This window comes from Candidatus Margulisiibacteriota bacterium, assembly GCA_003242895.1.
GTDB lineage: Bacteria > Margulisbacteria > Riflemargulisbacteria > GWF2-39-127 > GWF2-39-127 > GWF2-39-127.
This window is the reverse complement of record QKMY01000004.1, coordinates 49,419-64,064: the sequence shown is the minus strand read 5'-3', so window position 1 is coordinate 64,064 and position 14,646 is coordinate 49,419. Positions and strand designations below refer to the sequence as shown.

Genomic DNA, 14,646 nt, shown 5'->3' with positions numbered 1-14,646 from the left:
TTCGATTCTTTTTCTGCTTTTACTTTGGCTTCTTCAGCAGCTTTCTTTTTAGCTTCTAACTCTGCCTTGCCCTTAGCTTCAGCTTCAGTTTTTTTCTTCGTCTCTAACTCTGTCTTTTTTCTCGCTTCTTCTGCAGCTTTTTGTTTTACTTCCAGCTCTGCTCGCTGCTTCGATTCTTTTTCCGCTTTTACTTTGGCTTCTTCAGCAGCTTTCTTTTTAGCTTCTAACTCTGCCTTGACCTTAACTTCGGCTTCAGTTTTTTTCTTCGTCTCTAACTCTGCCTTTTTTCTCGCTTCTTCTGCAGCTTTTTGTTTTACTTCCAGCTCTGCTCGCTGCTTCGATTCTTTTTCCGCTTTTACTTTGGCTTCTTCAGCAGCTTTCTTTTTAGCTTCTAACTCTGCCTTGACCTTAACTTCGGCTTCAGTTTTTTTCTTCGTCTCTAACTCTGCCTTTTTCCTCGCCTCTTCTGCTGCAGTCTGCTTAGCTTGGAATTCGGCTTTCTTTTTAGCAGTCATTTCAGCTCTCTTTGATTCAAAGTCGGCTTTTATTTTTGCCTCGACTTCGGCTTTCTTTTTGACTTCCTGCTCTGCCTTCTTCTTAGCTTCTTCGGCTGCTTTCGCCTTCACTTCTAACGCTGCTTTCGCCTTTGCTTCAAAGTCGGCTTTTTTCTTAGCCTCAGCTTCGGCTTTCTTTTTAGCGTCCAGCTCTGCTTTGGCTTTGACTTCTTCGGCTGCTTTCTGCTTCGACTCCAATTCTGCTTTTTTCTTTGCTTCGGCTTCGGCTTTCTTCTTCGCCTCTAACTCCGACTTCTTCTTGGCTTCCAATTCAACTTTCTGATTGGCTTCTAACTCTGCCTGTGCTTTTGCTGCTTGTGCTGCTTTTACTTTCGCCTCTTCAGCTGACTTCGTTTTAGCCTCAAGCTCTGCTTTGGCCTTTGCTTCTGCTTCGGCTTTCTTTTTTCCCTCGAGCTCTGCTTTTGCAGTAGCCTCTTGAGCTGCGTTCTGCTTGGCTTCGAGTTCTGATAGTGCCTTCGCCTCTGCTTCTGCATTTTGTTTTGCTGCTAATTCTGCCTTCGTTTTAGCCTCAAGCTCTGCTTTGGCTTTTGTGTCATCTTCAGTTCTCTGGTTGACTTCATCAATGGCTTTCACCTTAATAGCTGAAGCTGTTTCCAGTTTTGTCTCAAGTTCCTTCTTATTAACCGTAGCATTCGTTAAATTGGATTTTGCTTCTATCTCAGACTTCTTTTTAGCTCCCAGTTCTGCCTTTAATTCTACTTCTTTTTCAGCGCTCATCATCACGTCAGCTTCAGGTTTCTTACTTTCGGCTGCTTCTAACTGAGCATTTTCCAGGTTCTGATTCATTACAGTTAATTCATTATTTACTACAGCCCCTTCTTCTATTTTTTCGTCAACGGCATCTTCAGCTCCCTGATTACTATTAGATACATCATTCAATCGTTTCTCAATATCTATTTCCTTAGCCTTGAAATCTTCAGGGTTACCTTGCGTAACAGTCACAGACTTGGGAGGAGCTGCCTTATCCACTTCCCCACTTTTATTATTTTGAACCGCTTTTTCTAAGGAGCTCTTATTTTCCTCAATAATCCCGCCATTATGTATAATCGGGATATAGGTATCTTTCACTTTGTTCTCAAATTCAATCACTTTCTCTTTAGGCATTTCTTTAGCAGCTAATCTACGTTGCGAAGACATTACATCTGCATAATAACCCGAATTAACAAGGATCGACTGCATAGTGTTTTTGTTCATAACATTCACAGCGCCCTCAAGTACTTCGATGTTGGTTACCTTGTCTTTATTTATTGCAACAGAATAAATTGTTCCTTTTACCGAAGCGACAGCTACCGGAGTGTGAACCTCAAATCGTGAATAGTTTTTTTGATGGGGGTTAACTGCTGACCAGATCCTGCCTACTTTAAGCAGGAATGCAGCTTTTTTGGAGTTATGCTGATATTCCTTAACTACAAAAACAGTATTTTCATCAAGATGAATAACGTCATCCTTCGAAAATTGAATTTCTATCTGGGAATTTGCATTGGTTCTGATCACATTATTGGTTTCCAGAGTTGTCCCGTTGGTTACTCTATTCCAGACCTTATTGCCTTCTTCCTTGGAGTAAAACACGTCACCTTCGAAGTTAAGAACTCTTCCCACATCAGCGAGTAAATAGCTGGCATTCAATGTAAGACAACAAAGAAAGCAGATTGTAAACATGCGTATCTTTTTCATAAATATTTCCTCCTAGAAAAGACATTAATAGAAAAAAAAGCAAAGTACCTATTTTAAATATACCCTTTTTTGGGAATTTTTAAACATTTGAATTTATAAAGGTATAAAATCGAGGGGAGAGAACTACCTTACAGAAAAGGCTTCCAGGTTACAATATAATCGGGATAAGCAATGAATAACTTGCATGAAATTTTACTGGTGTGTTATTTCCCTTTGATAACCCCTATGGGAACTAGCCTTGCAACTTTTTTTGCAATTCCGGCTTCATACACAGAATCAATAATCTCATCAATATCTTTATAACAGGAGGAGGTTTCGTCAATAACACTGCTTAGTTTTCCAAGGTTAATTGGAATATCTGCCATTAATGCTTCTTCCTTTTTTTTTTTAGTTAACCCGGGATCTCGCTTGAGTTCGAGAAAACTTCCTTCCTGCTCCATGGTTAATTGAATAATATGATTCCTTTGCTTCCAGCGTCCCCCACCATAATGTAGCTCGAATACCCCATTGAACCCGGCAAAAGAACAGGATGCCTTTTTCTTTCTTGGTATTTTTAATAAAGGGTAATTAAGTCTTATCAAGATGATCTTTGTTGCTACCAGACTCAATATATATACAATTTCGCCCAGACTCCTTAGCAGACAAAAGTCTGTCATCCGCTATCGTAAAAATCAACCCCATAATCATTTTTACTAAATCTTTTTGTTTAAAAACCCATTCAATCCCGCCATGTTCTTTTATAAGTCTTTTTATTGAGGGGTCCTCAAGAATCTCCTGAAGATCGGTACCTCCGGCAGACACACAAATTGGTTGGATGTGGCCTAATCCATATTTTATTTGAGATTTAACATGTACCTTCTTTTCATCCGGCGCAACTATTTGATCCGAGACAGTGATATGCGGCTTCATCTTATCGCAATTTGATAAATTAACTAATTGACCTTGAAGCTTTTCATACAATTTCACGAGATCCTTCTGACTTGCATCTGGAAGTATAACAACGATTTCTTCCCCACCTTTTCTAACAATGAAATCGGTTTTCCGAAATAGTCCCGACAAACAGGAAGAAAACTCCTGGAGTATAATATCTCCGACACTATGACCAAACACATCATTAAAAAAGGAGAAATAGTCCAGATCAAACTCTAGAAATGCTAGATTTTTTTTATCTCTCACTGCTTTCAGCAAAGCTTTTTCGAATACTTCTTCATATCTTTTCGCTGCAATTAACTTTGTTAGCCCATCAAAATAAGCGTCTTTTTCCAAATCAAGCGACCTGTTTCGCAGACGAATAACAGTATCAAACATATCAATTGCTGATTGAAGGTTTGTCGTAAAGTTTTCCAGGAGTTCAGGAAGGATAAGAAGCTGCGCTGCTTTTTCCGATCCAACGATCTGCCCTCTGAAGTTATCAAAAACTTCTAATTTAAGAAGATGATCCCTTCCTTTAGAGGTTATATGCACACTAAAAAAATCTTTTAAGTCATGGATACTACCTTGCTGCCCCGTTTCTTCACGGGATATAAATAACAATTTATCGTTTGTTGTAAGTGAATGGAAAAATGCTTCGTTATTAGGAACAATCCTGTTCTCTTGTTTATTTGAAGGGCTGAACCGAGAAACAAACCGTTTACTCCCCACAAACCCGCTATCGTTATAAAATTTCGCAAAAGTCTGGACGGAATACCCTTGAACACGTAACTTGTCTACTATATAGACCTTTACGTTCACACCCATTTCAGTAAGCGGTTGCGAAAAAGCCTTGAACATATTCCAGAAAAAATCTTCCCGGAGTTTATTTGGTAGCTGCTGATCTTTCGATTGCTCAATTTTGCGAAGAACAGAGTTAACTATAAAATTAAGCTCCTCAGTAAGTGACGAGCTCAACTTAATTATCTGTCTAAGGTCTGCAAGCGTCACGCCTATATCTACATTGCCCGGATCTTCAAGACACACTCTCGTTAAGTCCTTAAACTGACTTTGATACTGCGGGGAATCAACACCCAGGTTACGATCACCCAACGAAATAAAGGCCTTTGCTTTTGCGCGATACAAAGCAGTACGCTGTTCATAAGCAGTTGAGTTTGGCTGAACTGTGTCCCTGACTGATAATACTTTATTCTTCATAAGAATCTCCACACCGAAGCTATTCATGTATCGTCAGTTATTAAAATATATTTCACTGTAATGAAGTATCAAAAGGATGAGCAGCTATCGACTAACAGACGACCCACTCACTTGCATCTTTCTGTCCACTTGTATGGTAGAGAAACAGCTTATTTTCGTTAATCTTATTGATTAAATTGTCTTCACCGCCAAGAATATCTATAATAAGATCTTTTGGAATATGGATCGGAGGCTGCCCGCATTCCATAGCAATAAAGCCCTGGTCAACAACAAATTGTTTGATTTTGTCAAATTGCTGCAGATCTTTTTCCAAATAAAATTTCGTTATATCAATGTTACTTTCTTTGATCACTTTGTTTCTCTCCAATTCTGCCCCGCTCATGTCTCCGGTAACATAAAAATTAATGGAAGAAAAATAAAACCCTGTTGTCGGCACCGAATGAGTATTGAACGGTGTAATAACAACATTTTCAGGCTCTACACATTGGAATAAACTGCTTATTTCTTCTTTTACTTTTTCAATATCCTGCCCTTCGTACTCAACCTGATAAACATAGGCACACTTTTCAACATAATTATCCAGGACAATCGGATGGCAGAATATCTTTAACTTATTGTTTATATTTAAAAAAGTTCTTATTTTAGCAATAAAATACAAACCGGCACCGTGATCACCATGACATCCGTGAGTTAACAGAGCAACGATGTCATCTTCATAGACGTTAACCCCAAGGTACGCCGATTTAAGGATACTCTGAACTGAAGCATCAAGAAGAAATGTATTCCCGTTTTGCCTGATCAATGTACAAGAGGTATCCTGGTTCGGGGTATAGGCCATGCCATCACCACTGCCGATTTGAGCGATGCCATTCTCAATTAATTTATATCGAAACTGTGCCACTAACGCAGTGACCATTTGCGGTTTAAACCGGGTCAATAACAGCGTGGTCGGAAAGCGTACTTTCCGGTCGCCCTGGTACAATACCTTTGTAGGATTCGATATCATCATTGTATCTCCGGTTATATTAATTGAATGATTCAACAGACAAATATCTTTCCCTTCCTGATATTCAATAAAGCACAGACTATCGCAATCAAAATCTTCAACTTCCGAAATGAGATCATTATTCTTAAATATCGCGAAAGCCCTCTTAGCCAACTCCTGGTTCAAAAACAATCGAAATGTTTCCTGAAGAGATTCGGGAAATCGTTGAAAGCATTCTCCCAGCTTATTCAAAATATCAGAATGTCCGATCTTCCCTGCGAGGTAATTCTGGATATACACCATTAAAAACTGTTTATCTTCGTCGTTTAACGTATTGATATCACGATACAACAACTCAGCGGCCCAATCCTTTTTACCAGCAAAAAGAGATATTTGCATAATTTTTTTTAATTTTACAATCTGGTCTTTAAGTGCATATACGTTTAGGCGTTTTTTATGAATAAAAAAAAGATGAAAAAAATTGAACTCAATGGTCAAGTAATCATTCGGGCGAAAAATGATATTTTCTGGCACTTCCAGGTCATGTATAGATAAATCTTTTACAGAAATAGGACCAATCTGTACGAGATTATTGTCCAGGTTAAAAATCATCGAATCGCCTATGATATAAGGGATTAAATCATTTTCACACTTGATCTCGGCCATTAAAATACCTGTTTAGTGGATTATTTAATACAATATAAGTATACTATAATTTTTGCTTTTATAATAATACTTTTTATATATTACCTTGTGATTTGTACAGAAACTCATTAGTTATAATAATTACGGCATATAAAAAATCAATTACGTTTTTTTTGCCCGCAAATATCGGAGACAGCTGAGCGCTGCGTTGACACCATCGCCAACAGCAGTAGCAATTTGCATTCCGCCACAAATAATATCACCGGCTGCAAAGACCCCTTGCAGGTTCGTCTCCTGACTCCGGTTAACCTCTATACAATTTGTCGCATCAATCTCTAGTCCAGCGCGCTTAAGCAATGTCGAACCAGGGCCATGTGTGATGATAAACAGAGCATTTGCCGGTAACACCGACTTTTCACTTGCTTTCTCATATTCAATCCCTGTCAGAACATTTTCACCGATAACCTTCGTAACCCGCGCTTCATTTATACAAGGAATGTCTTTGCTCTTTATTTTCGCAATAAGTTCGCTATTGTACTGAGCCTCTTTTCCCGAGACAATGAGCGTTACCTTACAACCTAATTGTTCAAGCATCAACGCATCCTCAAATGAATCATTATCATTGCCATAGACGACAGTTACTTTATTCTTATATAAAGCACCATCACAAACAACACAGTAAGAAACCCCAAGTCCGATATAGTCTTCTTCATTTTCAATGGCAACCTTACTGCTTCCTTTTCCCATAGCAAGAATTACGGTATCAGCGATAATCATTCCGCTACGGGTATTTATCATCTTGGGGGCAAAGCCTAATCCAAGATCGATTGCGTCCGTTTCAATAATTTCCACACCAAAATGCCGGGCTTGTTCCTCAAACTGCAAAAGAAGCTCAGTTCCCTTGATTGACATGACACCTGGATAATTCTCAATCAAATGTGCCTGTTCTAATCTTGATTTCGCCTTTCCGCGCAGAACTACTGTCTTCCTATTTGCGCGGGCAGTATAGATAGCAGCCGAGAGCCCAGCCGGTCCGGCACCTATTATTAAAACGTCTGTCGTTTTATCTTCGATCATGGCCCACTCCAGTTTTTGATATTTTAATGCCCGCACATTCCTCCATGGCAACATGACTCGCACTTATCCGGAGCCGGGAAATCATTGCCTTTTGAAACCGAACCGATATTTAGCGCATGAAATATCTTTCTGGTATCTTTGCCGCTGCAATGCGGACAATCAGTGTTTTTTTCTGTAGCCAGAGTAGCAGTATAAACTTCAAACCCATGACCGCATTCATTACATTTATAGTCAAACGAAGGCATAAGAGAACTCCTTTATTATTCTTAAAATACATAGAAAAAGCACACTCCTGCGAGAAAATATCATCCGGCAGAACTTTTCGGTCAAAATTTTCGATAATTGGGAGATTAGCCAATAATGTTTTGAACCTTCTTTTCAATATGCTCTTTTGGCAAAAATCCAACAAGCCGCTCAACTTCTTTCCCGTCTTTGAAGAATACAAGGCACGGAATGCCGGTTATGCCATATTCTGCAGCAGTAGTGCTGTTGTCATCAGTATTGAGTTTTGCAGCTTTCAGCTTGGCTTCGTATTCATTTGCAATACCCTCAACTACCGGAGCAATCATTCTACACGGACCGCACCATGGAGCCCAGAAATCAACCATAACAGGTTTATCCGATTTGAGGACCTCCTGCTCGAATGTTGCATCTGTTACTTGTATAACGCTCATAAATATCTCCTTCCTGCTTATTAAAATTAACCGACAATACTTCGGTCCTTTTACGTTATTTTCTTAACTATCAGAGGCCATCACCTCAAGGATTTTTTTAACCTTCTCATTTATTATCCGGTAACAGATCTCCAATCCCCTTTTTTCTCCCTTTATTATACCACTCGCCCGTAATACTCCCAGATGCTGTGATACTGTTGCTTGCGGCATTCCGAGCCCTTCAACCATGCGGCTCACATTACAGCCATTCTCGCAAATTCCTTTCACAATCCGTAACCGTGTCGGATGGCCTAGCGCCTTCAAAATATTTGCCTGCTCTTCAAAATTATGCTCCATAACAATACTACCTCACTACCTTGATTAGATCCTTTGTCCCGGACCTTGATAACTGTTTCAGATATTCACCCGCTGCAAGTGCGGCTATCGTCCCATCACTTACTGCAGTGGTAATCTGCCGATATCGTTTTTGCCTCACATCTCCGGCTACGAAAACACCTGGAATATTTGTTTCCATGTGTTCAGACGAAAACACATATCCATAGTTATCTAAGGCAAGAGTATTCTTAAACAAATCCGTTTGCGGGACATACCCAACAAAAACAAAAACACCTTCGGCATCATCAAGAATTCGCTTTTTTCCGGTTTTAAGGTCTTCAACTTCTACCCGCTCGTAAGAGGCATTTCCGAGAAAGGCCCGCGGCTCATGAGACCATAAAACACTAATCTTCGGATGCGACAGAAGCTCATCGACTGCCACTTTATTAGCTTGAAACTCGTCAAACTGGTGTATCACCGTCAGCTTATTAACAAATCTGGCCAAATACAATGCTTCTTCAATTGCAGAATTACCCCCTCCAACAACAAAAACGTTCTTCCCTTCATAAAAACTCCCATCGCAGGTCGCGCAATACGAGATCCCTTTTCCCGAGAACTCTTTCTCGCCAGGAATATTAAGCGGTCTAGGGTTCGACCCAGTGTCCAGGATGATAGAATCCGCACGAATTACTTTATCGTCATCAATATATATTATTTTATCATTCAAATTAATACCGGTAATGTCGACGGCTGTCATAATGGTAGCCTGAAATGCTTTCACCTGTTCAGTCATGTTATGCATTAGCATGAATCCCTGCATTGAACTTCCAGTCCCTGGGTAGTTACTTACCGAATGCGTTATATTAACAGTTCCTCCGGTATTTCCTTTATCGATAACTACTGTGCTTAATTTTGCATTTGCAGCATATAAAGCGGCCGTGAGTCCGGCAGGTCCGGCTCCGATAATCGCAACATTACAGTGCAGTTCTTCTCTTTTAATGCCTTGGCTTTTATCCTGCAGGCCATAAAGATTTAGAATGCTGGAGTTAATCTCACTCTTTTTTATCGCGCCAGACAATCTCTTTCCGAGTTCTTCTCCATTATTATAAAATAGAATTGTCGGGCTGCCTTTAACTCCTAACTGCCGTGAGAGGTCTCTATTACCTTGCCGGAATATTTTGTAAAACTTAATCTCGTTAACATATTTTTCAGCAAAAAACTGGAATTTAGGTGCCAGAGCTTCACAAGGGGGGCATTCAGTAGAATAAAAATCTACAATAACCGGGCCTTTCGAACAGAATACCAGCTCATCATAATCTTTTTCGGAAATCTCTTTGATCATAATTTAACACCCGCCTTTATTAACTATATTACCTTTAAGTTCCGGCAACGCAACATTGAGCGCCGCTTCTTAATAATTCGTCTTTGTAATAGCGAATACCGATATCCATAACCTCTTTCACCGGCTTACATAGAGGTGCGTTGATCGAGCCATTTTTCTCTTTTGCCAAGACGCCGCAGCCGCCGCCACAAACAACGTCAACAACACAGTCTCTGCACTTTTCGATCGTCAGGACAGATCTTGACCTCCAAAGGTTTAACTCCGGTTCGTTCCAGGCAACGACAGGGTAATAGGTCCCCAGTTCATAGCCTTTTTGCCCACAACTTGCCGTACATCCATAGATAGTGCCCGCACAGTCAAAAACGTATTCGGACTTGGCTGCAGGACATGTATCAAAATTGGGAATATACATTTCTTTATTGTTCATCATAGCTGTAATGCCAAAAAACTCAGGAACGTATAGTTTTTCCAGTAATGGATACTCGATCATCAATTTAACATATTCTTCAAACATTTCAGTTAACCCAAATAGGTCTTTCGCATTACGATACTCATTAATCAACTCATAGTTCCTACCCAATGTCGACTTAAACTTTTCTTTAGGCAGCCCAAGATACCCTCGTTGTGCGAATTTAGCTGCAAGTCCCGGCAAACTTGAAATATTTAGTTTATCGACAATCATCCTTATATTGATAGGGAACCCTTGCTGAACTGCAGCATCAATCCCCTGCATAATCTTAGAAAAACTATCTTTACCGTCTTTTGTCCGCCGCCTTTCATTATGAAAGTCTTCGTCTCCATCCAGACTAACGTGGACCTCAAGGATATCTGCGTGTGACAGGATGTTCATATATTCTGACAGGTAGTAGCCATTAGTTACAACTGATAATCTGATGGACTCTCTTGCAAGTGCGGTAATCAAGTGCGACAACATATTGCGATTATTCTCTCCCGGCAACAGCGGTTCCCCTCCAAAAAGGGTGACAACAACTTCTTTATGTTCTTTTTCCCTATACTTTATAACAAAATCAATAAAAGAATCAATCATCCCGATGCTTATCAAAGGAGTACTCGCCTCAACGCCTTTCTGATAACAGTAGCTACAGTTAAAATTGCACCCATATGATGGTATTAGCAGAAATTGCACAGTATTCTTTCGATTTTCGACTAAGAAATCATTGTAGCGCTGAGAAGTATACTCTCGTGCTTCTTCGTCCGAATCAAAACAATATCCCCGTTCAAGCCACAGTTGCCGCTCGTGCTCGTCACAAGGGATACCCGACACAAAACGGTCCAGCTCTTCCTTCGAAGCTATATCAAACGCTCCTGAAAGAGGATTATAGATCGCGTAATGATCAGCATCTATTTCGGTGATCAAATTATTTTTTGCTTTAATCATTTTCTTACCTTTTTAGTCGTGACATCCCGCTACTAACTTTGATTGTTTAGCGCAGCATTGTGCTACCTTTTTCGTTGCACAGCCACAAGAAGACTTCTTGGCTTTAATATTAACGTTTGTGATTTTTTTCATGATTTTACCCCTTTCACGATTATGCTCTCCATCGGATAATTTTCTTTTTGATAGAACCGAGAGCTTAATTGTTCTATTTTACAAAATCCTTGTGCCTTTATCATACAAAAATATTCATCTTTCGGAATAGCTCCCCCCCAGCAAGCAGCAACATTACAAGAATTATTTGCGATTTCTTCAGGAAGCTTCCCAACCGCCATTACGTCTCCGATCATAAAACATCCATCAGGTTTCAGCACTCTAAAAATCTCGCTGAATACCGTTGCTTTGTCTTGAGAATGGTTGATGACACAGTTGCTTAGTACCGTATCAAAAAGAGCATTTTCAAAAGGCAAGGAATGAATATCGCCGATATGGAAAAAAACATTCTGATAATTATTCCTGGCTATCGCCGCTTCAATCATGCCGGATGTTAGATCTAATCCATAAATACGTCCAGTCGAACCTACCTGCGGAGCTATAGCAAAAACTGTCCCTCCGCTGCCGCATCCGAGGTCCAAGACGTAATTTCCAGTTTTCACGTGAAGATAGGGTAGCAAATTTGCACACCCTAAATTTGCTGAACTTACTTTAGACGTATACCGATTTCGAATAAAATCGCTCATATATTACTCTTTCCAAAATAGACAAGAATCCTCGAGACACTCTTTATTCATCGCTAAATTACGCATGTAAAAAACCAAACAATAATGCTATATTCGAATATAACATTATTGTTTGAATAATTCAATTGTTTTTTTATTGAGTCCCTCGATGAAAAAAAAAGCGATATGAATCCATATCGCCCTTTCGTTGTTTCTAGAGTTTTCTTTTTATTGATGTTCAAGCTGAAGCGTTTTGGTAACCTGATCACAAACTTCACTTGGACCAAAGTATTGTATTGGCCCCGGATACAAATAGTTAGTGCTGCTTGCCCATTTGTCCCGGTTCTTAATTAACTGTAAAAAAGGGGCGCCATCAAGTTTGACCAATGCCTTCTGAATAACCGGCTTATCTGCGCCATGACGTCTCTCAACATTCATCATCATGGTGATTGGAATACCTCCGGCGAGCCATTGACTTGCAGGTTTTGTCAGATTCTGGATAGAAGACATGTATCCGGTCTTCCCTGCGGCAACTAAAGCAGCGGCATTAAAGCCAAGAGAATAGCAGTAGTCAGCATCAAAATTAGAAGGCGCAGCACACCGACCTTCATAACCAAAAAAGTGATTTTGGGCTTTAAATGATCCGTTAAAGTTACCGATACTCTTCATTTCTTTCAATTTAATGTCGACCATCTCGATAAGCAGTTTCTCAGTTTCAACGAGTGAAACCTGAACATTGCCGTGCGGATCACGGTCCATAGACAACTGAATCTGGATTGCACGAGGTAATGTGCTATAAGCATGGGAGGACTCATCTGAAAGGTTCTTATTAACAAAAACAATCTTCTCATCAAGTGAACCTAGGGAATTAAATACGGTTTCCTCTTTGGAAAGCACCTCATTTAGCTCGTCAATTAAGGATTTCATCTCCGGTATAAATTCAATTAATCCTTCAGGAATTAAAGCAACCCCGAAATTATCTCCATTAGCTGCCCTTTGGGCAACCACGCTTGCGATATAATCAACAATCTCTCCCAGGGTCTGTTTTTTTTCTGCCACTTCCTCAGAAATTACAGTTACATTAGCGTGAGTTTGGAGTGCACATTCAAGCGCAATATGCGAGGCACTTCTTCCCATCAGCTTAATAAAATGCCAATATTTCTTTGCTGAGTTTGCGTCACGCTGAATATTGCCAATCAATTCACTATAAACCCTGCAAGCAGTATCAAAACCAAAAGAAGTCTCTACCTGCTCATTTTTGAGGTCTCCATCAATAGTTTTTGGGCAACCAATAACATTTATGGGAATATTACTGCTCTTATAATATTCTGCTAACAAGCAGGCATTTGTATTAGAATCATCTCCGCCGACAACAACAAGAGCCGATATCCCTAGTACTTCGCAGTTGGCCCTGGCAGCATCAAACTGATCTTTTGTCTCAAGCTTAGTCCTTCCAGACCCAATAATATCAAATCCTCCGGTATTTCGATACCCGGCTATTAATTCACCGGTTATTTCTATATATTTGTTGTCAACTAATCCGCTAGGCCCGCCGATAAAACCATAGAGCTTGCTCTCCGGATGCAGCGACTTCAGACCGTCAAAAATGCCTGCAATAACATTGTGCCCGCCTGGGGCTTGTCCTCCCGACAGAATAACCCCAAGATGAATAGGGCTATCAAGTTTTCCTCCGTCACTTCTTTCAAATCGAATCTGAGGACTTCCGTAGGTTGCAGGGAATAGATTTCTAATTTTATCTTTATCCGCAACAGCTGTTGTTGGTTCTCCAATATTGACAACAACTTTAGCTCCAGCTGATAACGCTGGCGGAAGTTTCGGTTCGTAAGCAAATCGAGCCTTTTGTAATTCTGAGATTTCTTTACTCATTTAGATATTCTCCTTTATAATTTTCATGATAAGGTTTTAACAAAATCAGAGATCCTTTCGATCCCTTTTTTAATGCTCAACATTGAAGTGGCATAAGAAAGCCGGACACAATTGTCATTGCCGAACTCAATTCCAGGAACGACAGCTACATGAGCTTCCTCAAGCAATAGCGCACTAAAATCCATTGAATTTGAAATAATTTTACCATTATAAAATTTACCGAAAAGTCCTGATATATTCGGGAAAACATAGAACGCGCCTTCCGGCATCAAACAGCTAACTCCAGGAATCCTGTTAAGTTCAGCTACAACATACTTTCTTCTTTCATCAAAAGCCTTTCGCATAACCTCAACAGCCTCCTGAGGGCCAGTTATTGCTTCGACACTAGCCTTCTGAGATATTGACGTAGGATTTGAGGTGCTGTGGCTCTGCAAGTTATTTACAGCCGTAATAATTTCCTTTGGTCCGGCGATATACCCGATTCTCCAGCCAGTCATAGCATAAGATTTTGAGACTCCATTAACGACAACAGTTAAGGCTTTAATTTCCTCGTCCAAAGAAGCGATGCTTACATATTTGTTGCCGTCATAGGTTAATTTTTCGTATATTTCATCGGAAATAACAATGAGCTTATGCTCTTTAATTACTTGAGCAAGTTCTATTAACTCTTCTTTCGTGTAGATCATTCCCGTCGGATTAGAGGGGCTATTTAGAATCAGTACCTTCGTTTTCGGGGTAATCGAGTTCCTGAGAAGTTCAGCATTAATTTTAAAAGAGGTAGAATCATCCGTCCTTATAAACACAGGAACTCCGTCAGCTAATTTAACTTGCTCAGGATAACTAACCCAATATGGTGCCGGAATAAGGACTTCATCACCCGGATCGCAAAGGACCATAAGAATATTATAAATCGAATGTTTTGCACCGCAGCCAACGCTTATTTGAGAAATTTCGTATTCCAGATTGTTATCTTTCTTAAACTTCGCTGCGATAGCCTTTTTTAATTCATTTGTACCAGACACCGGAGTGTACTTAGTGTCTCCACCGGAAATCGCTTCAATACCCATTTTTTTAATGTTTTCCGGAGTGTCAAAATCCGGTTCGCCAGCGCCGAAACCAACAACATCTATGCCTTGAGATTCCATTTGTTTAGCTTTGGCGGATATAGCCAGCGTTGCCGAAGGTTGTATACCACGAGCTTTTTTCGAGATAACCATATAATCCTCTTTC

13 protein-coding genes and 1 pseudogene are annotated in these 14,646 nt (G+C 40.0%); all 14 read right to left on the bottom strand.

Annotated features, from left to right (window positions below; genetic code table 11):
• Nucleotides 1-2,249 (bottom strand): hypothetical protein (locus DKM50_00525; protein PZM84902.1); only part of this gene is annotated, 2,249 nt, incomplete at its 3' end.
• A gap of 203 nt (nucleotides 2,250-2,452) precedes the next feature.
• Nucleotides 2,453-2,689 (bottom strand): hypothetical protein, encoded by a 237-nt coding sequence (locus DKM50_00520; protein ID PZM84901.1) that lies wholly within the window; start codon nucleotides 2,687-2,689, stop codon nucleotides 2,453-2,455.
• Nucleotides 2,637-2,757: pseudogene (locus DKM50_00515) on the bottom strand (hypothetical protein). Before DKM50_00515 ends, DKM50_00520 begins: the two are co-directional and overlap by 53 nt.
• Before the next feature lie 59 nt (nucleotides 2,758-2,816).
• On the bottom strand, nucleotides 2,817-4,403 hold the full coding sequence (locus DKM50_00510) for a hypothetical protein (GenBank protein ID PZM84900.1): 1,587 nt from the start codon (nucleotides 4,401-4,403) through the stop codon (nucleotides 2,817-2,819).
• Nucleotides 4,404-4,467: 64 nt separating this feature from the next.
• Entirely contained in the window at nucleotides 4,468-6,027 is a 1,560-nt protein-coding gene (locus DKM50_00505) for a hypothetical protein (GenBank protein ID PZM84899.1), read from the bottom strand.
• Nucleotides 6,028-6,168: 141 nt separating this feature from the next.
• Nucleotides 6,169-7,137: a hypothetical protein gene (locus DKM50_00500; GenBank protein PZM84898.1), complete on the bottom strand. Its 969-nt coding sequence runs from the start codon at nucleotides 7,135-7,137 to the stop codon at nucleotides 6,169-6,171.
• Complete coding sequence (locus tag DKM50_00495; GenBank protein ID PZM84897.1) at nucleotides 7,107-7,328, bottom strand: hypothetical protein; 222 nt, start codon at nucleotides 7,326-7,328, stop codon at nucleotides 7,107-7,109. The genes DKM50_00500 and DKM50_00495 overlap by 31 nt, the downstream gene beginning before the upstream one ends.
• A gap of 105 nt (nucleotides 7,329-7,433) precedes the next feature.
• Entirely contained in the window at nucleotides 7,434-7,757 is a 324-nt protein-coding gene (gene trxA / locus DKM50_00490) for a thioredoxin (protein PZM84896.1), read from the bottom strand.
• Between the two features lie 63 nt (nucleotides 7,758-7,820).
• Nucleotides 7,821-8,093, bottom strand: a complete 273-nt coding sequence (locus tag DKM50_00485) for a transcriptional regulator (GenBank protein PZM84895.1) — start codon at nucleotides 8,091-8,093, stop codon at nucleotides 7,821-7,823.
• A gap of 7 nt (nucleotides 8,094-8,100) precedes the next feature.
• Nucleotides 8,101-9,414, bottom strand: coding sequence for a thioredoxin-disulfide reductase (locus DKM50_00480; protein PZM84894.1), 1,314 nt, complete (start codon nucleotides 9,412-9,414; stop codon nucleotides 8,101-8,103).
• 34 nt (nucleotides 9,415-9,448) lie between these two features.
• Entirely contained in the window at nucleotides 9,449-10,813 is a 1,365-nt protein-coding gene (locus DKM50_00475; protein PZM84893.1) for a hypothetical protein, read from the bottom strand.
• A 128-nt stretch (nucleotides 10,814-10,941) separates the two neighbouring features.
• A complete protein-coding gene (locus DKM50_00470; protein ID PZM84892.1) occupies nucleotides 10,942-11,550 on the bottom strand; it encodes a ubiquinone biosynthesis protein UbiE in 609 nt (202 codons plus the stop codon).
• A 207-nt stretch (nucleotides 11,551-11,757) separates the two neighbouring features.
• The gene (locus DKM50_00465) at nucleotides 11,758-13,416 is read right to left on the bottom strand and encodes a diphosphate--fructose-6-phosphate 1-phosphotransferase (protein ID PZM84891.1); all 1,659 of its coding nucleotides are present in this window, start codon (nucleotides 13,414-13,416) and stop codon (nucleotides 11,758-11,760) included.
• Between the two features lie 23 nt (nucleotides 13,417-13,439).
• The gene (locus DKM50_00460; GenBank protein ID PZM84890.1) at nucleotides 13,440-14,633 is read right to left on the bottom strand and encodes an aspartate aminotransferase; all 1,194 of its coding nucleotides are present in this window, start codon (nucleotides 14,631-14,633) and stop codon (nucleotides 13,440-13,442) included.
• Between the last annotated feature and the right edge of the window lie 13 nt (nucleotides 14,634-14,646).